Source organism: Antribacter sp. NEAU-D49 (assembly GCF_057158775.1).
In genome coordinates this window covers 11,084-36,305 of the sequence record NZ_JBXTSN010000022.1, presented here as the reverse complement: position 1 = coordinate 36,305, position 25,222 = coordinate 11,084, and the positions used below count along the sequence as shown (strand labels likewise).

19 protein-coding genes and 1 pseudogene are annotated in these 25,222 nt (G+C 74.6%); 11 read left to right on the top strand and 9 right to left on the bottom strand.

From position 1 onward, the window contains the following. Positions 1-102: 102 nt before the first annotated feature. Genes AC060K_RS16415 through AC060K_RS16405 form a run of 3 tightly spaced genes read right to left on the bottom strand, consistent with a single transcriptional unit; the run spans position 103 to position 5,497 of the window. Positions 103-1,764 carry an FAD-dependent oxidoreductase gene (locus AC060K_RS16415; RefSeq protein ID WP_483766477.1) on the bottom strand — a complete coding sequence of 554 codons (1,662 nt, stop codon included), beginning with the start codon at positions 1,762-1,764 and terminating at the stop codon, positions 103-105. Further along, positions 1,761-4,088 carry a molybdopterin oxidoreductase family protein gene (locus tag AC060K_RS16410; RefSeq protein WP_483766476.1) on the bottom strand — a complete coding sequence of 776 codons (2,328 nt, stop codon included), beginning with the start codon at positions 4,086-4,088 and terminating at the stop codon, positions 1,761-1,763. The genes AC060K_RS16415 and AC060K_RS16410 overlap by 4 nt, the downstream gene beginning before the upstream one ends. Continuing rightward, positions 4,088-5,497 (bottom strand): MFS transporter, encoded by a 1,410-nt coding sequence (locus AC060K_RS16405; protein ID WP_483766475.1) that lies wholly within the window; start codon positions 5,495-5,497, stop codon positions 4,088-4,090. Before AC060K_RS16405 ends, AC060K_RS16410 begins: the two co-directional genes overlap by 1 nt. 241 nt (positions 5,498-5,738) lie before the next feature. Here AC060K_RS16405 and AC060K_RS16400 point away from each other — a divergent pair, with 241 nt between their 5' ends. From AC060K_RS16400 to AC060K_RS16375, 6 genes are all read left to right on the top strand, one after another. Then, positions 5,739-9,521, top strand: a complete 3,783-nt coding sequence (locus AC060K_RS16400) for a nitrate reductase subunit alpha (RefSeq protein WP_483766474.1) — start codon at positions 5,739-5,741, stop codon at positions 9,519-9,521. After that, complete coding sequence (narH, locus tag AC060K_RS16395; protein ID WP_483766473.1) at positions 9,518-11,296, top strand: nitrate reductase subunit beta; 1,779 nt, start codon at positions 9,518-9,520, stop codon at positions 11,294-11,296. Before AC060K_RS16400 ends, narH begins: the two co-directional genes overlap by 4 nt. Further along, positions 11,293-12,003, top strand: coding sequence for a nitrate reductase molybdenum cofactor assembly chaperone (gene narJ, locus AC060K_RS16390; RefSeq protein WP_483766472.1), 711 nt, complete (start codon positions 11,293-11,295; stop codon positions 12,001-12,003). The genes narH and narJ overlap by 4 nt, the downstream gene beginning before the upstream one ends. Next, entirely contained in the window at positions 11,994-12,734 is a 741-nt protein-coding gene (narI, locus tag AC060K_RS16385) for a respiratory nitrate reductase subunit gamma (protein WP_483766471.1), read from the top strand. Before narJ ends, narI begins: the two co-directional genes overlap by 10 nt. A gap of 1 nt (position 12,735) precedes the next feature. Further along, positions 12,736-13,986 (top strand): MFS transporter, encoded by a 1,251-nt coding sequence (locus AC060K_RS16380; protein WP_483766470.1) that lies wholly within the window; start codon positions 12,736-12,738, stop codon positions 13,984-13,986. An 80-nt stretch (positions 13,987-14,066) separates the two neighbouring features. Then, on the top strand, positions 14,067-14,591 hold the full coding sequence (locus AC060K_RS16375; protein WP_483766469.1) for a helix-turn-helix domain-containing protein: 525 nt from the start codon (positions 14,067-14,069) through the stop codon (positions 14,589-14,591). A gap of 73 nt (positions 14,592-14,664) precedes the next feature. Here AC060K_RS16375 and AC060K_RS16370 read toward each other — a convergent pair whose 3' ends face one another. Further along, positions 14,665-15,327: a VOC family protein gene (locus tag AC060K_RS16370; RefSeq protein WP_483766468.1), complete on the bottom strand. Its 663-nt coding sequence runs from the start codon at positions 15,325-15,327 to the stop codon at positions 14,665-14,667. A gap of 118 nt (positions 15,328-15,445) precedes the next feature. On the opposite strand from AC060K_RS16370, the gene AC060K_RS16365 reads away from it, so the two are divergent. Genes AC060K_RS16365 through AC060K_RS16345 form a run of 5 tightly spaced genes read left to right on the top strand, consistent with a single transcriptional unit; the run spans position 15,446 to position 21,866 of the window. Further along, complete coding sequence (locus AC060K_RS16365; protein WP_483766467.1) at positions 15,446-17,716, top strand: molybdopterin-binding protein; 2,271 nt, start codon at positions 15,446-15,448, stop codon at positions 17,714-17,716. Between the two features lie 13 nt (positions 17,717-17,729). After that, complete coding sequence (locus tag AC060K_RS16360; protein WP_483766466.1) at positions 17,730-18,053, top strand: DUF6457 domain-containing protein; 324 nt, start codon at positions 17,730-17,732, stop codon at positions 18,051-18,053. Between the two features lie 34 nt (positions 18,054-18,087). Continuing rightward, entirely contained in the window at positions 18,088-20,691 is a 2,604-nt protein-coding gene (locus tag AC060K_RS16355; protein ID WP_483766465.1) for a DEAD/DEAH box helicase, read from the top strand. 53 nt (positions 20,692-20,744) lie between these two features. Then, the gene (locus tag AC060K_RS16350; protein WP_483766464.1) at positions 20,745-21,623 is read left to right on the top strand and encodes an alpha/beta hydrolase family protein; all 879 of its coding nucleotides are present in this window, start codon (positions 20,745-20,747) and stop codon (positions 21,621-21,623) included. A 51-nt stretch (positions 21,624-21,674) separates the two neighbouring features. After that, positions 21,675-21,866, top strand: a complete 192-nt coding sequence (locus tag AC060K_RS16345) for a hypothetical protein (RefSeq protein ID WP_483766463.1) — start codon at positions 21,675-21,677, stop codon at positions 21,864-21,866. 18 nt (positions 21,867-21,884) lie between these two features. On the opposite strand, the pseudogene AC060K_RS16340 reads toward AC060K_RS16345, so the two are convergent. The 5 genes and pseudogenes from AC060K_RS16340 to AC060K_RS16320 all read right to left on the bottom strand — a co-directional run. Beyond that, a pseudogene (locus AC060K_RS16340) lies at positions 21,885-22,238 on the bottom strand (Rv3654c family TadE-like protein); the annotation flags it as partial. Then, positions 22,235-22,534 carry a TadE family type IV pilus minor pilin gene (locus AC060K_RS16335; RefSeq protein WP_483766462.1) on the bottom strand — a complete coding sequence of 100 codons (300 nt, stop codon included), beginning with the start codon at positions 22,532-22,534 and terminating at the stop codon, positions 22,235-22,237. The pseudogene AC060K_RS16340 and the gene AC060K_RS16335, both read right to left, overlap by 4 nt. A 53-nt stretch (positions 22,535-22,587) precedes the next feature. Next, a complete protein-coding gene (locus tag AC060K_RS16330) occupies positions 22,588-22,797 on the bottom strand; it encodes a DUF4244 domain-containing protein (protein WP_483766461.1) in 210 nt (69 codons plus the stop codon). A 135-nt stretch (positions 22,798-22,932) separates the two neighbouring features. Next, a complete protein-coding gene (locus tag AC060K_RS16325; RefSeq protein ID WP_483766460.1) occupies positions 22,933-24,072 on the bottom strand; it encodes a type II secretion system F family protein in 1,140 nt (379 codons plus the stop codon). Then, positions 24,066-25,190, bottom strand: coding sequence for a TadA family conjugal transfer-associated ATPase (locus AC060K_RS16320; protein ID WP_483766521.1), 1,125 nt, complete (start codon positions 25,188-25,190; stop codon positions 24,066-24,068). Before AC060K_RS16320 ends, AC060K_RS16325 begins: the two co-directional genes overlap by 7 nt. Positions 25,191-25,222: the final 32 nt, after the last annotated feature.

The window sequence follows — 25,222 nt, the reverse complement described above, 5'->3', positions numbered from 1 at the left end:
TAGAGCGCTCTATCGGTGAGACGACAACGGGTTGTCAGAAGCTCCCCGGCGTATACGCCGGGGAGCTTCTGACAACCCCTGGGACGACGAGGCGCGATCAGGTCAGGAGGCGACCGGCGCCTCCTCGGCGGCCGGCTCGCGCGTGCGAGCCACGAACTCCGCCAGACCGCAGACGGCGTCCTTGCAGCCTCCGCAGCCGGTCGTGGCCCGCGTCTCGCGCGCGATCCCCGCCAGGTCGGTGGCCCCGCAGGCCACGATGTCGCCCTTGGTCACGCCGTTGCACCGGCACACCACCGCGTCGTCGGGCATGTGCTCGGGCGAGGAGGCGGGGGCCGCCGTCGGCGCCACGGGGGTGAGGAGCAGGAATGCGGGGTCCACCGGGACGGGCGTGCGCCGCGTGTACGCGGCCGTCAGGTCGGCGCCCACGCGCGGGTCGCCGACGCACGTGGCGCCCACGAGCAGCCCGTCCGCCACCACGACCTCGACGAACCGGCCCCCGGCCGGGTCGCTGAGCCGGACGGCCCGCTCCCCGGGCCGCGCCACGCGTCCCGTGCCGCACACCCCCATGCTGACCACGCTCAGCGTCCCGGCCTTCACCTTGACCACGTCCGTGCCGCGCGTCTCGACGCCCTGGTCGGTGGCCGCCCGGGTTGCCAGGGCATTGCCGAGGCGGACCGCCATGCTCGGCCGGTCGCCCTGGCCCGGCAGCCGGAGATGCGCCCGCGGCGCGCCCGGGGCGGGACGGCCCGGGTCCGTGGCCATGGCGGGCAGGCCCGCGGCGGCGACCGCCGTGAGGTGCTCGGCCAGGCGCCGGGCCTGGTCCCAGCCCTCGGCCACCAGGCCGCGGGACCCCTCCGGAGGCTCCGCGCAGTCCCCCACGGCGAAGACCCGCGGGTCGTCGGGGCTCGCCAGGTCGTGCCCGACGACGACGCCCCGGCCCACCCGGAGACCGGCGTCGGCGGCAAGGCGCGTCTCGGGGACCGTGCCGCACGCCAGCACCACGAGCCCGGCGGCCACCACCTCGCCCGGCTCGACGTCGTCGCCCTCGAGCCGGACGCCCACGGAGCGCCCGCCGGCGACGAGGACCTCGCTGGGCTGCGCGCCGGTCCGGACCACGACACCGGCGGCCTCGAGCCCGGCCCGCAGCACGTCGCCCGCCTCGGGGTCGAGCTGGCGGTCCATGGGCGACGACGCGGGGTGCACGAGCGTCACGGAGAGGCCGCGGCCCGCGAGCCCGTGCGCCGCCTCGACGCCGAGCACGCCGCCGCCCACCACGACGGCGCGCGGGGTGTTGAACGTCGCCGCGACGATCTCGCGGGCGTCGTCGAGGGTGCGGAGCGCGTGCACGCCCGCCGGCAGCGACGGCGTCCCGGCGGCCGCGCGGCCGTACAGGCCGGGGATGTCCGGCACCCGCGCCTGGGAGCCGGTCGCCAGCACCAGGTGGTCGTAGGGGTGTCGCGACCCGTCGTCGGCGAGCACCACGCGTGCCGACCGGTCGACCCGGGTGACCGCGACGCCGCGGTGCACCTGGGCGCGCTCGGCGTCGAGCACCGGCATGGTGATGGCGGCGACGTCCGTGCGGCCCGCCACCACGTCGCTCAGGAGCACGCGGTTGTAGGGCTCGTACGGCTCGGCGCCGAGCACCGTGATGTCCAGGACCCCGTCGGGGTCGCGGCGCAGCAGCTCGTCGACCAGGCGGGAGCCCACCATGCCGCTGCCCACGACGACGACCTTCACGGGGACTCGCAGGTTGGGACCGTTCATCGCGCTGCCTCCTTCTCCTTCTCCGCCGAGCTGTCAGAAGCTCCCCGGTCTATATGCCGGGGAGCTTCTGACAGCCCGGTCGGCACGGGTGTCACGTCGACGGCGCAGACCTTGAACTCCGGCATGCCGGAGATGGGGTCGGTCGCGTCGGTGGTCACGCGGTTGACGCTGCCCACGCCGCTCCAGTGGAACGGCATGAAGACGGTGTCGGGGCGCAGCGCGTCGGTCCAGCGCGCGTCGGCCTCCACCCAGCCGCGGGCGGAGGTGAGGCGCACGCGGGCGCCGTCGGGCACGCCGAGACGGAAGCCCAGGACCGGGTGGAGCTCCACGTACGGGTCCGGGACCAGCCGCTCCAGGTCGGCGACCCGGTGCGTCTGCGCGCCCGACTGGTAGTGCTGGAGCACCCGGCCCGTGACGAGATACACGGGGGCGTCCGTGCGCACGTCGTCGGACGGACCGACGTGATCCACAGGGACCATGCGGGCACGCCCGTCAGGGGTGGGGAAGCGCTCGAGGAACATCCGCGGCGTGCCGGGGTGCGTGGCGCCGGCGCCGCCGTCGTCGAGGCTGCCGTCGAGAACAACACTGTGCCCGCTACCGGGCGCCGTGACCGGCGCAGTGTTGTTCTCGGCGCCCGCCGCGCCCGCCGCGCCGGCCGCGCCCGCCGCGCCCGCCGGGACGGGCCAGAACAGCCCGGGGCCCGCCGCCGCCTCGTCGGCGTCGAGCCGCGCGTGGGACAGCCCGGAGTAGTCGGCGGGGCCGCCCGCCGAGGCGCGGGCGAGCTCGTCGAACACGACGGCCGGGTCCGTGGGGAAGGCGACCGGCGAGCCCAGGCGCCGCGCGAGCTCGGCGAGGATCCACAGCTCGGAGCGCGCCTCGCCCGGGGCGTCCACGGCCTTGCGGCGGCGGATGACCCGCCCCTCCAGCGAGGTCATGGTGCCCTCCTCCTCGGCCCACTGCGTCACCGGGAGCACCACGTCGGCGAGGCGCGCGGTCTCCGAGGGCACGAAGTCGCACACGACGAGCAGGTCGAGGGACTTCAGCCGCTCGACGACGGCGGAGGCGTTCGGCGCGCTGACGACCAGGTTGGACCCGTGCACCAGCAGGGCCTTGGGACCCTCGGGCGTCCCGAGGGACCGGAGCAGCTGGACGGCGGGCTTGCCCGGGCCGGGCAGCGACGCGGGGTCCACGCCCCAGACGGCGGCGACGTGCGCGCGGGCCGCCGGGTCGTCGATCTTGCGGTAGCCGGGGAGCTGGTCGGCCTTCTGCCCGTGCTCCCGCCCGCCCTGACCGTTGCCCTGGCCGGTGATCGCGCCGTAGCCCGAGCCCACCCGGCCGGGCAGGCCGAGCGCGAGGGCGAGGTTGATCGCCGCGGTCACGGTGGCCGTGCCCTGCGTGGACTGCTCCACCCCGCGGCCCGTCAGCACATAGGCGCCTGCCCCGCCGCGCTCCGGCGAGGCCGCCGCGAGCAGGCGGGCGACCCGGCGGAGGTCGTCGGCGGGCACCCCGGAGACGCCCTCGCAGCGCTCGGGCCACCACGCGGCGACGGAGCGCGCCACGTCGTCGAACCCGGACGTGCGCTCGGCGAGGTAGGCCCGGTCGGCCAGGCCCTCGGCGAGCAGGACGTGGAGCAGTCCCAGCAGCACCACGAGGTCCGTGCCGGGCACCGGCGCCAGGTGGATGCCGGCGCCGTCCTCCGTGAGCCGGGCGGTCACCGACCGGCGCGGGTCCACCACGACCAGGCCGCCCCGCTCCCGCGCGCCCGCGAGGTGCTGCACCGCAGGCGGCATGGTCTCCGCCAGGTTGGACCCGAGCAGCAGCACAGCCTGCGCGCCGCCCAGGTCGGCCAGCGGGAACGGCAGGCCGCGGTCCACGCCGAACGCCCGGTTCATGCCCGCCGCCGCCGACGCCATGCAGAAGCGGCCGTTGTAGTCGATGTCGGGGGTGCGGAGCACGGTCCGGGCGAACTTGCCGAGCGCGTACGCCTTCTCGTTGGTGAGGCCGCCGCCCCCGAAGACGCCCACCGCCTGGGGGCCGTGCTCCGCCGCGAGGGCGGAGAGCCGGCCCGCGACCAGGTCGAGCGCCTCGTCCCAGGTGGCGGGCTCGAGCTCGCCGGAAGCGCCGCGCACCAGCGGCACCGTCAGCCGGTCCGACGTGTTCAGCACCGAGGCGGACGTCCACCCCTTCTGGCACAGACCCCCGCGGTTGGTCGGGAACTCCCGGGGCGCGACGACGGCCGGCACCGGCCCCGCGCCGCCGTCGGGCACCGTGAGGGTCATGGCGCACTGGAGCGCGCAGTAGGGGCAGTGGGAATCGGCGCTCATCAGACGCGAGCCTGACCCATCGCGCCCCGGCCGTACACGGCCCAGCAGACGACGCCCATGACCACGTACGCCCCGACGAAGACCCACAGCGCGGGCACCAGCGACCCGGCGAGCGTGGTGGACAGAGCGAACCCGCGGGGGATGAGGAACCCGCCGAACGCACCCACGGCACCGGCGATGCCGATGCAGCCCGCCGCCGCCTTCGCGGAGGCTCCCGACAGGCGGAAGACCGCGGGGATCATCCGGTAGACCGAGCCGTTGCCGATGCCGGAGGCCACGAACAGGAGCAGGAAGGAACCGAAGAACCAGGGGAAGCTGTGCGCACCCAGCGCCCAGACGGCCCCGACGATGCCCGCGGCCATGACGCCGAACGAGACCAGGGTGATCCGGACGCCGCCGATCCGGTCGGCGAGGATGCCGCCCAGCGGGCGGGACAGCGAGCCCACCAGGGCCCCCAGGAAGGCGATCGACAGGGTCATCTCGGGGAACTGCGCCTTGAGGAGCGTGGGGAAGGCGCCCGAGAAACCGATGAACGAGCCGAACGTGCCGATGTAGATGAACGAGATGACCCAGGTGTGCTTCTCGCGCAGGGCCACGGCGAACTGCCGCGGGTCCGCCTTGGCGGTGGTGAGGTTGTCCATGAGCCGCCAGGCGAGGAACGCCGCCAGCAGCACGAACGGCAGGAACACGAGCGCGGCCCGCTCGAGCGCGATCCCCGCCCCCGCCACGATCACCAGCGGGACGATCAGCTGGACGCCCGCGGTACCGATGTTGCCGCCCGCGGCGTTCCAGCCCAGGGCGGCGCCCTTCTCGCGCTCCGGGAAGAAGAACGAGATGTTCGCCATCGAGGAGGCGAAGTTGCCACCACCGAGGCCCGCGAGCGCCGCCGCGGCCAGCATCACGGGGAACGGGGTGGTGGGGTCCTGGACCACGAGGAACATCGCGGTCAGGGGCAGCACGAGCAGGAGCGCCGAGACGATGGTCCAGTTGCGGCCACCGAAGATGGGGACGGCGAGCGTGTAGGGGATGCGCAGCGTGGCGCCGACGAGCGTCGGGATGGCGATCAGCCAGAACTGCTGGTCCACGGTGAGCGCGAACCCGGCCGCCGGGAGCTGCGGCACCACGATGGACCACAGGGCCCACACGCAGAAGCCGAGGAACTCCGCGAAGATCGAGATGACGAGGTTCCGGCGGGCGACCCGCTTGCCGCCGTCGTGCCAGAGGGTGGCGTCCTCGGGGTCCCAGTGCTCGATCCACCGTCCGCCGAGGCGACGGGGGGCGCTCGCGGCGGGGGCGCCTGTGGCGAGGCTGCCGGCGGGGGCGGCGGCCTCGACGGCGGCCTGCGGAGTGGCGGCGACGGGCCCCGTCGCGGCGTTCGACGGGTCGTCCTGCGTGGTCCGAGCGGACATCTGGCGTCCTCCCTGAGGGCGTGGTGCCCGACGGCGTCGGGCGTCCTGGGGACCCGGCGGCTGCCGGTTCCCTGGGCCGGCTCGACGTCGGACCGGTGAGGAAGACGCTAGGCAGCAGGTGTTTCGGTGCTCGTCATGCCGCAGTTAAACGACAGTAAGGAAGAACGCACAGGCGTTCGCCGGGGGCTGTGAGGACTGTCACGAGGTGCGGTCGCCCGGGTCACGGGTGAGACTCCAAAGCATGACGGGCGAGGACACGCTCCTGAGGCTGGGCAGGCACCTCCGACGAGGAGAGGTGTCCGACGACCTGCGGAGGCTGTTCCTCGAGGGTGGTCGTGACGGTGACGCGTTCTACCGGGACCGGTGGTCGCACGACAAGGTGGTGCGGTCCACGCACGGCGTGAACTGCACCGGGTCGTGCTCCTGGAAGGTGTACGTCAAGGACGGCATCATCACGTGGGAGACCCAGCAGACGGACTACCCGTCGGTGGGGCCCGACTCGCCGGAGTACGAGCCGCGGGGCTGCCCGCGGGGCGCGGCGTTCAGCTGGTACACGTACTCGCCCACCCGGGTGCGCTACCCGTACGTGCGGGGCGCGCTGCTCCGCGCGTACCGGGAGGCGAAGGCCCGCACGGGCGACCCGGTCCTGGCCTGGGCCCAGGTCACGGGCGACCCGGAGACGGCGCGGGCGTACAAGTCGGCGCGGGGCAAGGGTGGTCTGGTGCGCTCGTCGTGGGACGAGGCGGCGGAGATCGTCGCGGCGGCGCACGTGCACACGATCAAGGAGTTCGGCCCCGACCGGGTGGCCGGGTTCTCGCCGATCCCGGCCATGTCGATGGTGTCGCACGGGGCGGGCGCGCGGTTCGTGCAGATGCTCGGCGGGGCGATGCTGTCGTTCTACGACTGGTACGCCGACCTGCCGGTGGCGTCGCCGCAGGTGTTCGGCGACCAGACGGACGTGCCCGAGTCCGCCGACTGGTGGAACGCGTCGTACCTGGTCGTGTGGGGTTCCAACCTGCCGGTGACGCGCACGCCGGACGCGCACTTCATGGCCGAGGCGCGGTACCGCGGCCAGAAGGTGGTGGTGGTCTCCCCCGACTTCGCCGACGCGACCAAGTTCGCCGATGCCTGGCTCGCCCCGCACCCCGGGACGGACGGCGCGCTGGCCTTCGCGATGGGCCACGTGATCCTGCGCGAGTACCTGGTGGAGGGGCGCACCGAGCGGTTCGCGGAGTACCTCAAGCGGTTCGCGGACGCGCCGTTCCTGGTGCGGCTCGAGCCGGTGCCCGACGGCGCCGTGGCCGCCTCGGGCGACGCCGGCGCCCTGCACGGTCCCGGAGGCCGCGACGGCGCCCTGGTGCCGGGCAAGTTCCTCACCGCCGCCGACCTGCCCGACGACGTGCTGCCCGGCGCCTCGGGCGAGGCGAACGCCCACTTCAAGACGGTGCTGCTGGACGCGGACGGTACCCCCGTGGTGCCCAACGGAACGCTGGGCCACCGTTACGGGGAGGCCGACGAGGGCCGCTGGAACCTGGACCTGGGCGACGTGGACCCGCTGCTGTCGGTCGCCGGCGGTCCCGGGGAGACCGAGGCCGTCGCCGTCGCGCTGCCGCGCTTCGACCTGGTTCCGCGACCCGGAGACGCCGCCGAGGAACACCTGGGCGGCGCGGGCGTCGTCGTGCGGGGCGTGCCGGTGCGGCGGGTCGGCGGGCACCTGGTGACGACGGTCTTCGACCTGCTGCTGGCCCAGTACGGCGTGGGCCGTCCTGGTCTGCCGGGCGAGTGGCCCACGGGGTACGACGACGCGTCGTCGCCGGGCACGCCCGCCTGGCAGGAGGAGATCACCGGGGTCCCGGCCGCCGCCGCGACGCGGATCGCGCGGGAGTTCGCGCAGAACGCCGTGGACTCCGGCGGCCGCTCGATGATCATCATGGGCGCGGGCGCCAACCACTGGTTCCACTCGGACACGATCTACCGCGCGTTCCTCACGCTGACCACCATCACGGGCTGCCAGGGCGTGAACGGCGGCGGGTGGGCCCACTACGTGGGCCAGGAGAAGTGCCGTCCGGTGACCGGGTGGGCGCAGTACGCGGGCGGCCTGGACTGGGCCCGCCCGCCCCGGCAGATGATCGGGACGGCGTTCTGGTACCTCGCCACCGACCAGTGGCGCTACGACGGCCTCCCGGCGGACGCCCTCGCGTCGCCGCTGGCCCGCGGCCTGTTCGCGGGCCGCACCACCGCCGACACCCTCGTGGAGTCGGCGCAGCGCGGCTGGATGCCCAGCTACCCGCAGTTCGACCGGAACCCGCTCGACCTCGTGGACGAGGCGCGCGCGGCCGGGAAGGAGCCTGCCGCGCACGTCGTCGACGAGCTCCGGGCCGGGCGGCTGCGCTTCGCCGTCGAGGACCCCGACGACCCCCGCAACTTCCCGCGCGTCGTGACCGTCTGGCGGGCCAACATCCTCGGCTCCTCCGGCAAGGGCAACGAGTACTTCCTCAAGCACCTGCTGGGCACCGACGCCGCCGTCCGGGCGGAGGAGACCCCGCCCGACCGCAGGCCGCGCAGCATGACCTGGCGGGAGGAGGCGCCCGAGGGCAAGCTCGACCTCCTCACCACGCTCGACTTCCGGATGACGAGCACCACGCTGTTCTCCGACGTGGTGCTGCCCGCCGCCACCTGGTACGAGAAGCACGACCTGAACAGCACGGACATGCACCCGTTCGTGCACTCGTTCAACCCGGCGATCGACCCGCCGTGGCAGACCCGCACCGACTTCGCCACGTTCCACACGATCGCCCGCAAGGTGTCCGAGCTGGCGGAGGTCCACCTGGGCGTGCGCGAGGACCTCGTCGCTGCGCCGCTCGCGCACGACACCCCCGACGAGCTGGCCGTGCCGCACGGCACCCTCACCGACTCGGCGCAGCCCATGACGGAACGGGAGCTGATCCCGGGCGTCACGATGCCGAAGCTCGTCGTCGTCCAGCGCGACTACCCGGCACTCGCCGCCCGCATGGCCGCGCTCGGCCCGCTCGCGGCCGGGACCGGCATGGTGACCAAGGGCGTCACCTTCTCGCCCGACGAGGAGGTGCGTCGCCTCGGCGAGCTCAACGGCCTGGTCCCCGACGGGCCGACGGCGGGCCGCCCGCGCCTCGACAAGGACACGCACGTCTGCGACGCCATCCTGGCGCTGTCGGGCACCACGAACGGGCGCCTCGCCGTGCAGGGCTTCGAGCAGCTGGAGCGCCGCACGGGACGGGAGCTCGCCGACCTCGCACGGGACGACCAGGCCCGGCGGATCACCTTCGCCGACGTCCAGGCCCGCCCGGTGGGCGTCATCACGTCTCCCGAGTGGTCCGGGTCGGAGCACGGGGGGCGCCGGTACAGCGCGTTCGTGGTCAACGTGGAACGGCTCAAGCCCTGGCACACCCTGACCGGGCGGCAGCACTTCTACCTCGACCACGACTGGCTCGTCGAGCTCGGGGAGCAGCTGCCGGTGTTCCGCCCGCCGCTCGACCTGCACCGCCTCTTCGGCGACACGCCCCGGCTCGGCACGACCGCCGAGGCCGGGGTGGTGGTCCGCTACCTCACGCCCCACTCGAAGTGGTCCATCCACTCGGAGTACCACGACAACCTGTTCATGCTGTCGCTGTCGCGCGGCGGGCCCAACATCTGGATGTCACCCGCCGACGCCGCGGCGATCGGCGTCGTGGACAACGAGTGGGTCGAGGCCGTGAACCGCAACGGCGTGGTGGTGGCGCGCGCCGTTGTCAGCCACCGCATGCCGCCCGGCACCGTCTACATGCACCACGCCACGGACCGGACCGTCGACGTGCCGATCGCCGAGGCGTCGGGCCTGCGGGGCGGTATCCACAACTCGCTCACGCGCATCCTGCTGAAACCGTCGCACCTGGCAGGCGGGTACGCGCAGCTGTCGTACGCCTTCAACTACCTGGGACCCACGGGAAACCAGCGCGACGAGGTGACGGTGGTCCGTCGTCGGTCCCAGGAGGTGCGCTACGAATGAGAGTCATGGCCCAGATGTCGATGGTGATGAACCTCGACAAGTGCATCGGCTGCCACACGTGCTCCGTCACCTGCAAGCAGGCGTGGACCAACCGCACCGGCATGGAGTACGTCTGGTTCAACAACGTGGAGACCCGGCCCGGCCTGGGCTACCCGCGCACCTACCAGGACCAGGAGCGCTGGCAGGGCGGCTGGGTGCGGAACCGGCGCGGCAAGCTCGCGCTGCGGGCCGGGGGCCGCTGGAAGAAGCTCGCCACCATCTTCGCCAACCCGAAGATGCCGTCGATCCACGACTACTACGAGCCGTGGACCTACGAGTACGACAAGCTCCTGACCGCGCCCCAGGGCAGGCACACGCCCGTCGCCCGGCCCACGTCACTCATCACGGGCCAGGACATGGCGATCGGCTGGTCGGCCAACTGGGACGACAACCTCGGCGGGTCGGTCGCGACGATGCAGGACGACCCCGTCCTGAAGCACATGAGCGAGCACGTGGCGACCGAGCTCGAGAAGACGTTCATGTTCTACCTGCCGCGCATCTGCGAGCACTGCCTCAACCCATCGTGCGTCGCGTCCTGCCCGTCGGGCGCCATGTACAAGCGGGCCGAGGACGGCATCGTCCTCGTGGACCAGGACCAGTGCCGCGGCTGGCGCATGTGCGTCACCGGCTGCCCGTACAAGAAGGTCTACTTCAACCACAAGACCGGCAAGGCCGAGAAGTGCACGCTCTGCTACCCGCGCCTCGAGGTGGGCCTGCCCACCGTGTGCTCCGAGACGTGCGTGGGCCGCCTGCGGTACCTCGGCCTCGTCCTGTACGACGCCGACCGGGTCACCGAGGCGGCTTCCGTCGAGGACGAGCACCAGCTCCTGGCGGCGCAGCGGTCGGTGTTCCTCGACCCGCACGACCCCGCCGTCGTGGCCGCCGCCCGCCGCGAAGGCATCCCCGACGACTGGATCGAGGCCGCGCAGGCCTCCCCCGTCTGGCGCCTCATCTCCGAGTTCGAGGTGGCGTTGCCGCTGCACCCCGAGTACCGCACCATGCCCATGGTCTGGTACATCCCGCCGCTGTCGCCGGTGGTCGACGTCGTCGCGTCGTCGGGCAACGACGGCGAGGACCCCCGCAACCTCTTCTCCGCCATCGCGCAGCTCCGGATCCCGCTGGAGTATCTGGCCGGGCTCTTCACGGCCGGCGACACCGCGCCCGTGGAGAGGGTGCTGCGGCGGCTCGCCGCCATGCGCTCCTACATGCGCGACGTGAACCTCGGCAACGAGCCGCGCGAGGAGACCGCCGGCGCCGTGGGCATGACCGGCGCGTCCGTGCGGGAGATGTACCGGCTGCTCGCCATCGCCAAGTACGAGGACAGGTACGTCATCCCGACGGCGCACGCGGGCGCGGCTCGGGACCTGGAGGAGATCGCCTGCTCCCTCGACTACGAGGGCGGACCCGGCATGGGCGGCGCCGGACCGTTCGGCGAGTCCTCCGGGCCGCCCGTCCCGGCGTCGGTCGAGACGTTCCACGCGCTCGCCGCCCGGCAGACCGGCGACACGGCCGACGCCCCGTCCGGGCCAGGCCGCGTCAACCTCCTCAACTGGGACGGCCGCGGCAAGCCGCCGGGGCTCTTCCCGCCGAGCCCGGGCTCCGGCGAGGGCCCGGCCGAGCGTGGTCCCGGCACCGTGGGGTCGCTCGAGGCGGACGCCACCGGTTCGGGCCTGCCCGGCCCGGGCGAGCAGGGCCACACCGCCCCCGGCCGGCCCGAGGGGCGGGGTCCCGCATGAGCCTGACGTTCCTGCCCCGCCCCACGGTGCGGCCGGGCGCCTCGACCCTCGTCCCGCTCGTCCCGGTCCCCGTGCCCGACGACCAACGCCGGGTCGCCCACATGGCTGCCTCCCTGCTGCTCGGCTACCCCGACGACGAGACCGTGGCCGCCGCGCACGAGGTGCGCGCCGCCGTCGGGCACCTGCCGGAGCCTGTGCGGGACCGGCTCGCCGGGCTCGCCACCGTGCTCGCCGAGGGCGACCCCGAGACGCTGCGCGCCGACTACGTGGCGACCTTCGACCTCAAGCGCAAGTGCTCGATGTACCTGTCGTACTACACCGCCGGGGACACCCGGCGCCGGGGCATGGCCCTCGTCCGGTTCGTCGAGGCCTACCGCGCCGCCGGGTGGGAGACCACCGGCAGCGAGCTACCCGACTACCTGCCCACTGTCCTGGAGCTCTCCGCCCGCTCAAGCCCTGAGGGCGCCCGCATCGCAGGTGTCCTCCTCGCCTCCCACCGCGAGGGCATCGAGGTGCTGCGGGCGGCGCTCGCGGCGTCCGCCTCCCCGTGGACCGCCGGTGTGGAGGCGGTGTGCCTCACGCTGCCACCCGTCGACGCCCGCACCCTGTCCCGGATCACTGAGCTCGTCACGGGCGGCCCGCCGGCCGAGCTCGTGGGGTTGGCGGGGTTCGGCGACGACGACCAGGGAGGACCCGCATGGACGTGATGCTGTGGGTGGTGCTGCCGTACGTGACGTTCGCGATCTTCGTGGTCGGCTCGTTCTGGCGGTACCGCTACGACAAGTTCGGCTGGACCACCCGGTCCAGCGAGCTGTACGAGCGGCGGCTGCTCCGGCTCGGGTCCCCGCTGTTCCACCTCAGCCTGCTCGTCGTGATCGTGGGGCACGTGGCCGGGCTCGTGATCCCGAAGTCGTGGACGGAGGCGGTAGGCATCCCCGAGGTCGCGTACCACTTCGTGGCCACGTGGATGGGTTCGGTCGCGGCCGTGGGCCTGGTCGCGGGGCTGCTGATCCTCATCTACCGGCGCCGCACCACCAGCGCGGTGTTCCTCGCCACCACGGTGATGGACAAGGTCATGTACGCGATGCTCGCGGCGTCGATCCTGCTGGGCTCGTGGGCCACCGTGCAGACGCAGCTGCTGTCGGGCGGCATCGGGTACGACTACCGCGAGACCATCTCGCCCTGGTTCCGCTCCCTCTGGTACCTGCAGCCCGAGCCGCGGCTCATGGAGGGCGTACCCGCCGCGTACCAGCTGCACCTCGTCGTGGCGTTCCTGCTGTTCGCGCTGTGGCCGTTCACGCGGCTGGTCCACGCGTTCTCGGCGCCCGCCGGATACCTGTTCCGCCCCTACGTGGTCTACCGCTCGCGCGAGGGGGGCGTGCGCAGCCCTCGGCGAGGCTGGGAGCCGCCCACCGGACCCCGCCCGAGAGGACACTGACATGACGGCTCCCACCCCGGCGACGCGTCGCGGGCCCGCGGCTGCGGGCACCTCCGCCGGCGTCCAGCTCGCGCTCGCCACCGTCGGCTTCGCCATCAACTTCTGGGCGTGGGCCCTGATCAGCCCGCTCGGCAAGGCCTACGGCGCCGACTACGGGCTCACCGACGTGGAGCAGTCGGTGCTGGTCGCGGTACCGGTGATCGTCGGGTCGGTGGGGCGTATCCCGGTCGGGGCGCTCACCGACCGGCTCGGCGCCCGTGTCATGTTCCCGCTGGTCAGCATGCTGACGATCGTTCCGGTGCTGTTCGTCGGGTTGGTCGCCGACTCGTTCGCCATGCTCCTCGTCGGCGGCTTCCTGCTGGGGTTGGGCGGCACCGCGTTCGCGGTGGGCGTGCCGTTCGTCAACGCGTGGTTCCCGCCCGAGCGGCGAGGCATGGCGCTCGGGATCTTCGGGGTCGGGATGGGGGGCACGGCCGTGTCGTCCTTCACGACGGTCCGGATCGCCGACGCCGCCGGGCGCTGGGTGCCGTTCGTCGTCGTCGCCGTGGTGCTGGCGGTGTTCGCGGTGGTGTCGCGGGCGATGCTGCGGGACGCTCCGGTCGCGGGCGGCGGGGCCGGCGGGCCGGGAGCCGGCGGGCCGGGGGCCGGCGCGGCCCCCGGGATGTGGGCGCGCACCTGGGCCACGCTGAAGATCCCCGCGACCCTGCAGCTCTCGTGGCTGTACGCCGTGGGCTTCGGCGGCTTCGTGGCGTTCTCCGTGTACCTGCCGACGTTCCTCACCAACGCCTACGACCTGGACCCGGCGGACGCCGCCGCGCGCACCGCGGGGTTCGTGGTTCTGGCGGTCGTAATGCGGCCGGTGGGCGGCACGCTGTCCGACCGGTTCGGGCCCGTGCCCGTGTCGCTCGTCTGCTTCGCGGCGGTGACGCTGCTGGCCGCCGTGGTGGCGTTCCAGCCGGGGCTGGTGCCCGTCGGGACCATCGCGTTCCTGGGGCTCGCAGCGGCGCTCGGGGCGTCGTCCGGTGCGACGTTCGCGCTGGTCGCCAAGGTGGCCCCGCCCGACAAGGTCGGGGCGGTGACCGGCGTGGTGGGCGCGGCCGGCGGGCTCGGGGGCTTCGTTCCGCCGCTCATCATGGGCGCGGTCTACCAGCTCGAGGGCGACTACGGGATCGGCTTCGCCCTGCTCGCGGCCACGGGGCTGGCGACCCTGCTCTTCACGCTGGGCCCGGTTCGGAAGGGCGTGCGGGGGTAGGTCCCGCGGGCCTGCCGGGGCGTGCCAGGAGGTCCGCTTCGACCCAGCAGGTTTCGAGTTTTTCGACCTAGACTGGGTGCATGTCGACGCTCGACGATCACACGACCGTCCCCTCACGATCCAGCATCCGTGCTCTGGAGAGCCTCGGCGAGCTCCTTGCCGACCCGCAGAGACTGGCGCTGTACTCCGAGGCAGGTCCGGTCGAGCTGCCGAGCGAGGTCCAGGCAGCCGTCGCTGACCTGCTCGGCTCGTTGGCGGCCGGACGATCCGTCACCGTGCTCCCACGGGACGCTGCCCTGACGACCCAGGAAGCCGCAGACCTTCTCGGCGTCTCACGACCGACGCTGGTGAAGCTTCTGGAAACGGGGAAGATCCCGTTCCACAAGGTGAACGCGTACCGGCGAGTCCTGGCGTCGGATGTGCTGGCCTACAGGGCGGACATGGTCCAGCGGCGCCGCGCCGTCGAGGAGGCGGTGCACCACAACACGATGGAGGGGCTGGAGTCTTCTGACGCGTCCCGTGCCGACGCCGAGGAGTTTGTGTCGTTGGATATCGACGAGGACGAGCTGGTGCGTCGGGCTCGCGCCAGGTACGGCCTTGAGTGACTCTCCCGACCCGTACGTCGATCCGGAGACGGGGATCCTGCGGAACCTCGTCGGTGCCCGGACCGCGGACGAGCTAGCCACGGCAGAGGCCGACCTGGTCTGGCCACGGACGATTCAGCTCCTGCGGAGCCGGCCGGATCCCACCAACGACCTCGCCGAGCTCTGCGCCATCCATCGGCACCTGTTCCAGGACGTCTTCGACTGGGCCGGTCGGATCCGGACCGTCGACCTCCGCAAGCCGGGCGGGGCCGGCGTCCCGTTCCTGCCCGTCTCGATGATCGAACGGTCGGCCGGGTTCGCAGCCGACGCCCTGCGGGGCGACCACTTCCGCGACCTGGGGGTCCCCGGTGATGATCCGGGCCAGCACCTCCACCCGGTTGCCCGCCGCGTCGGCCGTGTGAAACCGCTCGTAGCCCTCAAACGTCAGACGCTCCGACCAGTCCACGGCGAAGCCGAGAGCCGCCAGGCGACTGGCGATGCGCTCGAGGTGGGCGCCGTCGTCGGCCAGGAGGGCGGGGTGCGCCTTGCGGGCCGCGGAGAACGGCTCCTCGACGCCCACGTGGATCTCCGCCGTGACCGCGCCGCCGGGGGCGAGGGCGCGGAACCAGCAGCCGCCACGGCTCGACAGGGCGGTCGGCTTGGGAACCTCGGCGAGGCCCAGGCCGTCGGCGTAGAAGCGACGGGCGGCCTCCTCGCCGCCGGGCGGGCACGAGACCTGGACGTGGTGAAGGCGCATGCCGCCACCCTCCCCGAGCAGATATCTTGACGTCAAGATATCTCGGCTCACAGGTCGCTCCCGTGCGCCGTGAGGCCCCCGCAACGCGGGCCGAACATCCGGACCGTACCGTGTCCTCATGGGCCACCGGACGCCGCTGCGGACCGTCGCCGAGCACGTGGAGAAGGTGCTCGCGCTGGTCGGCGCGCTGCCCGCGCACGAGGTGGCTCTCGCCGAGCTGGTCGACGGCGGCGGCCCCGCCCCCCACGCCGGGCCGTTCCGGTTCGCCCCGGGCTCCGGGCCGCTGATCCTGGCCCAGGAGGTCCGCGCCGCCGAGTCGGTGCCCTCCTTCGACAACGCCGCGATGGACGGGTACGCCGTGCGCCTCGCCGACCTGTCCGCGTCGGGCGAGGCGGTCACGCTCCGGGTGGTGGGCGACCTCCCCGCGGCGGCCCTGCCGGACGACGCCGGGCTGCCGGACATGGGGCTTCCGGTCGCCGCCCGCGGCGGGTTCGCAGGGCTCGGCCCGGGCGAGGCCGTCCGGATCATGACCGGGGCGCCGGTCCCGCCGGGGGCCGACGCGGTGGTGCCCGTCGAGCGTACGTCGACCGAGCGCTTCGTCGCGGGGGCCCCGGCCACCGAGCCCACGGTGACGCTCTCCCGGCCCGACCGCACGCACGTCCGGCGGCGGGGGGAGGATCTGCAGGCCGGGGAGCTGCTGGCCGTTCCGGGGACCGAGGTGACGGGCGCGCTCGTGGCGAGCGTGGCGGCGTCGGGCACCGACCGGGTGCTGGTGCACCGTCGACCCCGGGTCGCGGTGATCGCCACCGGCTCGGAGCTGGTGCCGGCCGGTACGGCCCGGCGGCCCGGCCAGATCGTCGACTCGAACTCCCTCATGCTGGCCGCCGCGGCGCGCGAGGCGGGAGCCGACGTGGTGCGGCTCGGACCCGTGCCCGACACGGCGGACGCGCTCCGGGCCGCGCTCGACGAGGTGACGCCCTTCGTGGACCTGGTGGTGACGGCCGGGGGCGTCTCGGCAGGAGCCGCGGACGTGGTGCGGGAGGTGCTGGCCGACGGCGGCGCGGGGCCTGCCGCGGGAGCGGGGCCTGCCGCGGGAGCGGGGCCTGCCGCGGGAGCGGGGCCTGCCGCGGGAGCGGGGGCTGCCGAGCCCGGGGCACGTGCCGTGAGCGACGTGGACGTCGCGGGAGTCGGCATGCAGCCGGGACGTCCGCAGGCGACGGCGCGCTGGCGCGGCGTGCCGTGGGTCGCGGTCCCCGGCAACCCGGTGAGCGCTTTCGTGTCGTTCACGCTGTTCGTACGGCCGGCCATCCGCCGGATGCGCGGGCTGCGCGTCCCGGACGCGCCGACGCTCGCCGCCGGAGTCGCGTCGATCGGTGGCGTTCCGGTCACGCGGCGGCGGGTCCGGGCCGGGTGGCGGAGCCCCGCCGGGCGGGAGCAGATCCTCCCGGTGCGGGTGCTGCCCACCGGCGAGGTGGAGCCCGCGGTGTCGCCCAGCGGTGGCGGGAGCGGCGGCCACCTCGTCTCCGCGCTCGCCGCTGCTGACGGGCTCGCAGTGGTCCCGCGCGAGGTGGACGCCGTGACCGAGGGCGACGTCGTCGCTGTGGTGGACCTCCGCACCGGCCTGTCCGGCGGGGAGGTCGCGGGCGCCGCGCGCGAGGCCCCCTCGCCCCTGCCCGGCGCCACAGCCGCCGCGCCGGGCGCCACGACCGCCGCGCCGGGAGTCACAACCACCACGCCTGAGGCGCCAGCCGCCGGGCACCAGGCCGACCACAGAACCGGCCGCCCCCGGTTCGACGCCGTGGTGCTCGCCGGCGGGCGCGCGACCCGCCTCGGCGGGGTCGCGAAGTCCGGGCTGCTGCTCGACGGAGTCCCGCTGCTCGCCCGGACGCTCGACGCGCTCGGCCACGCGGACCGCATCGCCGTCGTGGGCCCGGAGGCGCTCGCCCCCGAGATCGGCCGCGCGATCCTGACCCGCGAGGATCCGCCGTTCGGCGGCCCGCTGGCAGGGATCGACGCAGGGCTCCGCGCTCTGGGGCACGACGGCCCTGGCTGGGTGGTGGTGCTGGCCGTGGACGCACCGCGCGCTGCTGCGGCCGTCCCGCTCCTGCTGGACGCCGTCCGCGACCGTCCGGGCGTGGACGGTGCCTTCCTGACCAGCGGCGGCCGGGCGCAGTGGCTCGTCGGCGTCTACCGGCGGGGCCCGCTCCTGGCTCGCCTGGCGGAGCTCCGCTCCACGGCGGGCGGCGTCGACGGCGTCCCGGTCGGCAGGCTCGTGGACGCGCTGCGCTGCGTCGAGGTCACCGATCCCGGCGGCCTCGCCGACGACGTCGACACCTGGGCCGACGCCGAACGGCTCGGCGCCACCGCGCCTGTCGCACCCTGTCAGTGACTCTGGAGGACGCATGAACGACGTGCAGAGCTGGGTCGAGGCCCTCGAGGCGGAGCTGGGGCTCGCCCGGGGCACCGTCGACGTCCAGGAGGTGCTGGACCTCGCCCGGGACGCCGCGCACGCGGTCGCCCGGCCGGCCGCCCCCGTCACGACGTACGCCGTCGGCTACGCGAGAGGGCTCGCCGCCGGGCGGGCCGAGGCGTCGAAGGCTGCCGAGGCGGCGGCCGGGCCTGCGGGCGGTGCGACGCCCGCCGCGGCCGGGGCCACGGGCGGGGGCGCGCCGTCGTCGGACAGCCCGGCCGACCTCGTCCGCGCCCTGGTCGAGCGCTGGGGCTGAGGCGCGCGGCCGACATGGTGCGAGACTGGCCGACGTGCCCGTCCCGACCACCACGCACCCCCTGCTCGACGTCCTGCTCGCCGGCGGCTCCCGCGCCGACCGGCTCACGCACGTGCGAACGTTCCCCGCGCGAGAGGGGCGCCAGGCGGACTGGCCGGAGTGGGCGGACGCGACGATCGTCGCCGGCTACCGGGCCCGCGGCGTCGACCGTCCCTGGCTGCACCAGGTTGAGGCGGCCGACGCAGCGTGGTCGGGCCGGCACGTCGCCCTGGCGACATCGACGGGGTCGGGCAAGAGCCTCGCGTTCTGGCTGCCTGCTCTGACCTCGATCCGGGCCGACGTCGCCGCCTCGACGCTCGACCCCGGCCGGATCGAGTCGGCGGCGCGGCGCGGCTCCGTCCTCTACCTGTCCCCCACGAAGGCCCTCGCTGCCGATCAGCTGCACGCTCTCCAGGGCCTGCTCGACGCCGCCGGGACGCGCGACCTCCGCGTCGCCACCTGCGACGGCGACACCCCCCGGGAGGAGCGGTCCTGGGTGCGGGACCACGCCGACGTGGTGCTGACGAACCCCGACTTCCTCCACTTCGCGCTGCTGCCCAACCACCGCCGCTGGGCCCGGCTGCTCAAGGGCCTGCGCTACGTCGTGGTGGACGAGGGCCACTCGTACCGCGGGGTGTTCGGCGCGCACGTGTCGCTGGTGCTCCGGCGCCTGGCCCGCCTCGCGGCGCACTACGGCGGAACCGCCCCGACGTTCGTCGTGGCCTCCGCCACCACCGCGGACCCGGCGGTGAGCGCGGCCCGCCTGATCGGCGCCACGCCCGACGACGTCGTGGCCGTCACCGAGGACGGGTCGCCGTCGGGCAGCCGCACGGTCGCGCTGTGGCGGCCGCCCGAGGTCGTGGGCTGGAGCGGAGGCCGGGACGACGAGTCCGACGGCGACCCGATGGCCGCCGTCGTGGACCCGACGGCGCACGACGCCACGGCGCCGGTGGGCTCGGGGGAGCCCGACGAGCCGGCCGTGCCGACCGACTCCGGACCTCCGGAGCACCCGCGCCGGTCGGCTACCGCCGAGGTAGCCGACCTGCTCGCCGACCTCGCCGCCCACGGTGCCCGCACGCTGGCCTTCACGCGCAGCCGCCGCGGGGCAGAGTCGGTGGCCACGCAGGCCCGCGACCACCTGCGGCGCGTCTCGCCGCAGCTCGCCCAGCGGATCGCCGCGTACCGGGGCGGCTACCTGCCCGAGGAACGGCGCGAGCTGGAGCGCGCGCTCCGCACCGGAGAGCTGCTCGGCCTCGCGACGACCAACGCGCTCGAGCTCGGCGTGGACATCTCCGGCCTCGACGCCGTGCTGATCGCCGGCTGGCCCGGCACCCGCATGTCCCTGTGGCAGCAGGCCGGGCGCGCGGGCCGGGCCGGAGCCGACGGGCTGGTGGCGTTCGTGGCGCGCGAGGACCCGCTGGACACCTACCTCGTGCTGCATCCCGAGGCGGTGCTCGACGCTCCCCTCGAGGCCACGGTGTTCGACCCCGCCAACCCGTACGTGCTGGCCCCGCACCTGTGCGCGGCGGCGCAGGAGGTGCCGTTGCGCACGGAGGACCTGGCCGCGTTCGGCAACCCGGCCCACGTGCGGGAGGTGCTCGACGTCCTCGTGGCCCGGGGCGCCCTCCGCCGGCGCGCGTCCGGGTGGTACTGGACACACGCCCAGCCCGCAGCCGGGCTGACCGACCTCCGCGGCTCCGGCGGGTCGCCGGTACGTGTGGTCGAGGGCGGGACCGGACGCATGCTCGGCACCGTGGACGCGGCGTCCGCCGACGGCCAGGTGCACGACGGCGCGGTCTACGTCCACCAGGGCGTCACGTACCTCGTGGACCATCTGGACCTCCGGGACCAGGTGGCGCTCGTCGTGCGGCGCGACGTGGACCACGGGACGTGGTCGCGCGAGCTCATGGAGATCACGATCGAGGGGTACGCCGCCGGCCACGAGGCCGGGGCCGAGGGCGACCACGGAGACGGCGCGGCCGGGTCCGGCCTGGGCCCGGCGCGGCCGGTGGTCGAGCGCGAGTGGGGTCCGGTGACGTGGGGTCTGGGCCCGGTGGAGGTGACGAGCCAGGTGGTGAGCTTCCAGCGACGCCGGCTCCCCGACATGCAGGTGCTCGGCACGGAGCCGCTCGACCTGCCGGAGCGCACGCTCGGGACGGTCGCCGTCTGGTGGTCGGTGCCCGACTTCGTGCTGCGGGCCGCGGGAGTCTCCGCGGAGGAGGCGCCCGGTGCGCTGCACGCCGCGGAGCACGCCTCGATCGGACTCCTGCCGCTGCTCGCCACGTGCGACCGCTGGGACCTGGGTGGCGTGTCGACGGAGCTGCACGCCGACACGGGTCAGGCCACGGTCTTCGTCTACGACGCCTACCCCGGCGGGGCAGGGTTCGCCGAGCGCGGGTTCGAGCTCGGGGCGGCCTGGCTCCGCGCCACGCGCGAGGCTATCGCCGCCTGCCCCTGCGCCGACGGGTGCCCCGGGTGCGTGCAGTCGCCCAAGTGCGGCAGCTACAACGCCCCCCTGGACAAGTCCGCAGCGGTACGCCTCCTTGACGCGGTGCTGTCGCACGCGCCCGGTGACCCGGCTCACGTTTCCACCCGGTGAAGTATTAGTCCACTTTGTTCCAAAGCCCGACGATTTCTGCCTAGGCTGCGACCATGAGCGTGGAACTGGCGTCGCCGCAGGTCACTGTTTACTTCGACGAGTCCCGCCGGTCCTTCGCCGACGCCACCGTTCCGCGTCCGGTCCGCGTCTCGGTCTGGGACCAGGATGCGTCCGACCCCCGCATCCCGACGGTCGTGGTGTCCCACGGCGCCGGAGGGTCCGTCGCCGCCATGGACTGGCTGATCGACCCGCTGTTCGAGGAAGGTCTCCGGGTCGTGGCCATCGATCATCATGGGGCGAGCACCACCGTGGGCTACGAGCCGGAGGGGTTCATCTTCCCGTGGGAGCGGGCCCGGGACCTCCGGTTCGCGCTCGACATGGTCGCCAGGGACCGCCAGCTCGGGCCTGTCGGCGCTGCCGGCTTCTCGGCAGGCGCGTACGCCGCCGCCGCGACGGTGGGAGCCCGGCTCGACCGCCGGGTCATCGGCGGAATCTTCACCGGACGCATCCCCTTCGCGAAGATCCCCGAGTATCCGCGAGTGCTCGAGATCGTCCAGGAGAAGTACAGCCGTGCCGAGCTGCTCGGGCTCGCGGCGGACTCCGCCTCGGACCTGGCGGACCCTCGCGTCCGGTCCGTCTTCCAGGTGGCCCCGCTGGGCTCCATCGTCGACGCGGCGAGCCTCGCGACCGTCCGGGCCCCGATGGAGACCTGGTGGGGCGGCGCCGACCGGGTCACGCCCCTCGCCACGGACGTTCGGCCGTACCTGGACCGGGTCCCCGGGATCGTGGGTCACGAGATCGGGCCGCACGTGCGGCACCAGGACTTCTTCCCTGTGCGGAGCGCCGACGCCGAGGCCCGCGCCCGAGTGGGCGACGCGGCAGTCCGGTTCTTCCGGAAGACCCTCACGGAAGGACAGGTCAGCGGCCGGTAGCCCCGGGGTCAACGCTTTCTCGAACCCGCCTGACCTGCGAAAATACTGCTCGTGAGCGATATGACGAGCCGTCGGGTGCCGACGGGCCCCATCCTCGAGGCATTCCGGCAGCACCACTGGCTGCCGGACTGGTGGGCCGACGTGCCGCAGCTCGCACTCGAGGCAGCCCTCGAGCTGGCCGACCTCGACCCCCGCCGCCTCCGGCTCGCCACCGACGGCTCCATCGACGTGCTCAACTCCTGACGGCCGGGGACCGGCGAGCGCCGTCGCCCTCGCGTCCCCCAGCAGTCCGGGCCACGCTCCGGCCGCAGGTCCCGTGACTGTCCGGGTCACCGTCACCCGGACCGCTCCGCCGGCCTCCACGACGCACGACGTGGTCAGGGCCCCGTTGCGGACGACGGCGTCGCGCGCCAGGGAGCAGGCGTCGTTGCCGCCGACCAGGGCGGTGGCGCCGGCGATCGCACCGAGATCGGCCGCCGTCTGAGCAGCACCCCGGGCGCGCTGGGCCGCGCCGAGGGCAGCGACCCCCAGGGCGAGCACGAGCGCCGTGGCGATCACGCCGAGCACCAGGACGGTACCCGCCCCGCGCTCGTCAGAGCTCTGACCAGCCTTCACGGCTCCTCCCAGGCCACCGCGGTGCCGGTTGCCCGCAGAGGCACCGCGGACAACCAGCCGGCCGCGACGGGTGAGGTGACGGTGACGGTCACCCACTCGCCCTCCCGCCGGACCACCAGCCGTGCGCTCTGACCGCCGACCTTCCGGACCGCCGCCGCCACCACACTCTCCGTCTCGCCGATCGCCACGGCTCGCGCTCCCGCCCGGGCCGCGTCCAGGGCGCGCATCTGCGCCGTGGACGCGGCCGCGAGCGTGAGCACCGCGGCGAGGACGAGCACGACGGCAGGCAGCGCCACGGCAACCTCTGCCGTGACGGCACCCCGTTCGCTCCTCCGTCGCCGGGCCACTGTCAGCTCACAGACAGCGCGGAACGGACGACCGACAGCAGGAGCTCGCGCACCTCGCCGCTCGTGAGGATGGCGATGAGGAGCCCCGCGAAGCCGGCGGCGGCGATCGTGGCGATCGCGTACTCGGCCGTGGCCAGGCCGGCCTCAGGGTCCGGCTCGCCGGGACGGGTCTCGTCCTGCTGCGCGCCGTCGATGGTGCTCGTGTTGGTCATGTCTCCTCCTTGGTTCGGCCCGCCGGACGGCGGGCACGTTTTGTGGGGCCCGCGATGGCGGGCGACTCGGGCTCGCGGGTCGCGAGCGTCTTCGGGCAGGCCGGGCATCGGCCCCGGCTACGGCTACGGCTACGGCTACGGAGCACCGCTGACGAGTCCCACCCCGAGCGCCAGCAGCACGGGGACGAGGCCGACCAGAACGAACGACGGCAGGTAGCAGGCCCCCAGCGGAATCACCAGGCGCACGGCGAGCCGTGCCGCAGCCGTACGTGCTGCCGCCTGCCTGGCATGCCGCAGCTCGTCGCCCGCAGCCCGGAGCGAGTCGGCGGGCGCCGCGCCGTCGACCCAGGCGCCACGGAGCGCCCGCCGTAACGGGTCCAGCGCGGCCGGCGTGCCGCTCCAGGCCGTGTCCCAGCCGGCCCCGAGCACGAGCGCGTCGGCCGCCCGGACCAGCCCGGAGCCCTCCTGTCCCTCCACCGCGGCACCGGCCGCCCGCAACGCGCGGGGCACACCCGCACCGGCGCGCATCCCCGCAGCGACGAGCTCGAGCAGCACCGGGACGTCGAGGGCCACCTCGCTCGCGCCGCGCGCGGCCGCGACCAGCCGCCCGGTCCACGCTCGGCCGACAAGGAGGAGCAGCACGCCCGCACCGACCGAGGCGGTACCCGCTCCGCCGTCTGTGGCCGTCGCGAACGGGTCGGCGCCCAGTGCCCAGCCCAGGACCACACCGAGGGCGGGCAGCCAGAGCAGCACCCGCGCCGTCGTCCGCGGTCCCGCCAGGGCGGCGTCCCGCTCCGCCGCTGCCTCCGCCTCGGCGACGAGCGCGCCGGCAACCGACTCGAGCACCTGAGCGAGCGGTGCCCCGACGTCGAGCGCCAGCCGGGTTGCCGCGACCACAGCACGTGCGTGCCGCACGCCGAGCACCCGGGCGAGCGCGACGTCGTCGGGCACGCCCGCCGGCGAGACCGGGACGCCCGCCGCCCGCGACCACGCCGCTCCCGGCGGCGCCCCAGCACGCAGCAGGGCGACCACCTGGTGCACCAGCACCCGGAGGGGCGCCTCACCGGCCGTCGGCAGGGCCCGCGCGGGCGGCCGGCGGGCGTCGCCGGGCCGGGTGGTACCCGTCTGCCTGTCCTCACCGGGGCCTACGGTCCTGACACCACGCCCGGACCGCAGCACCTCACCCACACGCCGGCCGCCGGGGACGGTCCCGAACCACACCGCACCCGCCACGAGCACCCCCACGCCGATGGCGTCAGCCAGCCCCCTCACCACGGTCCGTACCTCTTCTCGAGCTCACCCCAGGCATCGACGTCCACGTCGAACGGGCCTTGGCCGTCCCACCGCGCCGCGGCACGGACGGCGAGGTCGCCCCGGGCATCCCGGCCCACCACGCCGATCTCGGCGAGGAACCGGGCGCCCCGGACCCGTCGCACGTGCAGCACCACGTCCAGCGCGGCGGCGGCCTGGGCGGCGACCGCGTCCCGGGGCATCCCCGCGAGCGCGGCGAGCGCCTCCAGGCGGGCGGGCACCTGGGCCACAGAGTTGGCGTGGACCGTGGCCATGCCCCCGTCGTGCCCGGTGTTCATCGCCAGCAGCACCTCCCGGACCTCCGCCCCGCGACACTCCCCCAGGACGATGCGGTCGGGTCGCATCCGGAGCGCGTTCCGGACCAGCTCGGCGAGGTCCACACCGCCCGCGCCCTCGACGTTGGGCCGGCGCGCCGTCAGCGGCACCACATGGGGGTGCGCGGGGGCGAGCTCGCGGGCCTCCTCCACCGTCACGACCCGCTCGTCGCGCGGCACGAGCGACAGCAGCGCCGCCAGCAGCGTGGTCTTGCCGCTGCCGGTCCCGCCCGAGACGAGCAGGTTCGCCCGGCGGGCCACGAGCGCCCGCAGCAGTCCCGTCCACTCCTCGGGCAGGGTGCCGAGCGCGACGAGCTCGTCGAGCGTGAAGGCCCGGGGGCGCAGCACCCGGAGCGACACGACGGCCCCCGCCCGGGCCACGGGTTCGAGGACGGCGTGCAGGCGGGTCCCGTCGGGCAGCCGCGCGTCCACGGTCGGCGCGGCGTCGTCGAGCCGCCGGCCACCGAGAGCGGCGAGCCGAACGGCCAGCGCGCGCACGTCGGCGTCCGTGCCGAGGTCCACGGGGGCTCGCTCCAGGCCGTTCCCGCGGTCCACCCACACGTCGTGCGGACCGTTGACCAGGACGTCCGTCACGGCCGGCTCGTCGAGCAGCGGCTGGAGCGGCCCGGCTCCCACGAGCTCGGCACGCGCCGCGCGGGCCAGCTCACGCAGCGCCGTGCTGCCGAGGACCCGCCCGCTGGCCTGGACCGCAGCCCGGACCGCGTCGTCGGACCCGTCCTCGGGCGAGCCCTCGTGCCGAACCAGCATGCGCGCCCGGATGTCGTCGAGGAGCGCGTCGT

Excerpts from the sequence above, each read along its gene's own strand:
- AC060K_RS16415 (WP_483766477.1), bottom strand. The coding sequence starts at position 1,764 with ATGAACGGTCCCAACCTGCGAGTCCCCGTGAAGGTCGTCGTCGTGGGC.
- AC060K_RS16410 (WP_483766476.1), bottom strand. The coding sequence starts at position 4,088 with ATGAGCGCCGATTCCCACTGCCCCTACTGCGCGCTCCAGTGCGCCATG.
- AC060K_RS16405 (WP_483766475.1), bottom strand. The coding sequence starts at position 5,497 with ATGTCCGCTCGGACCACGCAGGACGACCCGTCGAACGCCGCGACGGGG.
- AC060K_RS16400 (WP_483766474.1), top strand. The coding sequence starts at position 5,739 with ATGACGGGCGAGGACACGCTCCTGAGGCTGGGCAGGCACCTCCGACGA.
- narH (WP_483766473.1), top strand. The coding sequence starts at position 9,518 with ATGAGAGTCATGGCCCAGATGTCGATGGTGATGAACCTCGACAAGTGC.
- narJ (WP_483766472.1), top strand. The coding sequence starts at position 11,293 with ATGAGCCTGACGTTCCTGCCCCGCCCCACGGTGCGGCCGGGCGCCTCG.
- narI (WP_483766471.1), top strand. The coding sequence starts at position 11,994 with ATGGACGTGATGCTGTGGGTGGTGCTGCCGTACGTGACGTTCGCGATC.
- AC060K_RS16380 (WP_483766470.1), top strand. The coding sequence starts at position 12,736 with ATGACGGCTCCCACCCCGGCGACGCGTCGCGGGCCCGCGGCTGCGGGC.
- AC060K_RS16375 (WP_483766469.1), top strand. The coding sequence starts at position 14,067 with ATGTCGACGCTCGACGATCACACGACCGTCCCCTCACGATCCAGCATC.
- AC060K_RS16370 (WP_483766468.1), bottom strand. The coding sequence starts at position 15,327 with ATGCGCCTTCACCACGTCCAGGTCTCGTGCCCGCCCGGCGGCGAGGAG.
- AC060K_RS16365 (WP_483766467.1), top strand. The coding sequence starts at position 15,446 with ATGGGCCACCGGACGCCGCTGCGGACCGTCGCCGAGCACGTGGAGAAG.
- AC060K_RS16360 (WP_483766466.1), top strand. The coding sequence starts at position 17,730 with ATGAACGACGTGCAGAGCTGGGTCGAGGCCCTCGAGGCGGAGCTGGGG.
- AC060K_RS16350 (WP_483766464.1), top strand. The coding sequence starts at position 20,745 with ATGAGCGTGGAACTGGCGTCGCCGCAGGTCACTGTTTACTTCGACGAG.
- AC060K_RS16330 (WP_483766461.1), bottom strand. The coding sequence starts at position 22,797 with ATGACCAACACGAGCACCATCGACGGCGCGCAGCAGGACGAGACCCGT.
- AC060K_RS16320 (WP_483766521.1), bottom strand. The coding sequence starts at position 25,190 with ATGCTGGTTCGGCACGAGGGCTCGCCCGAGGACGGGTCCGACGACGCG.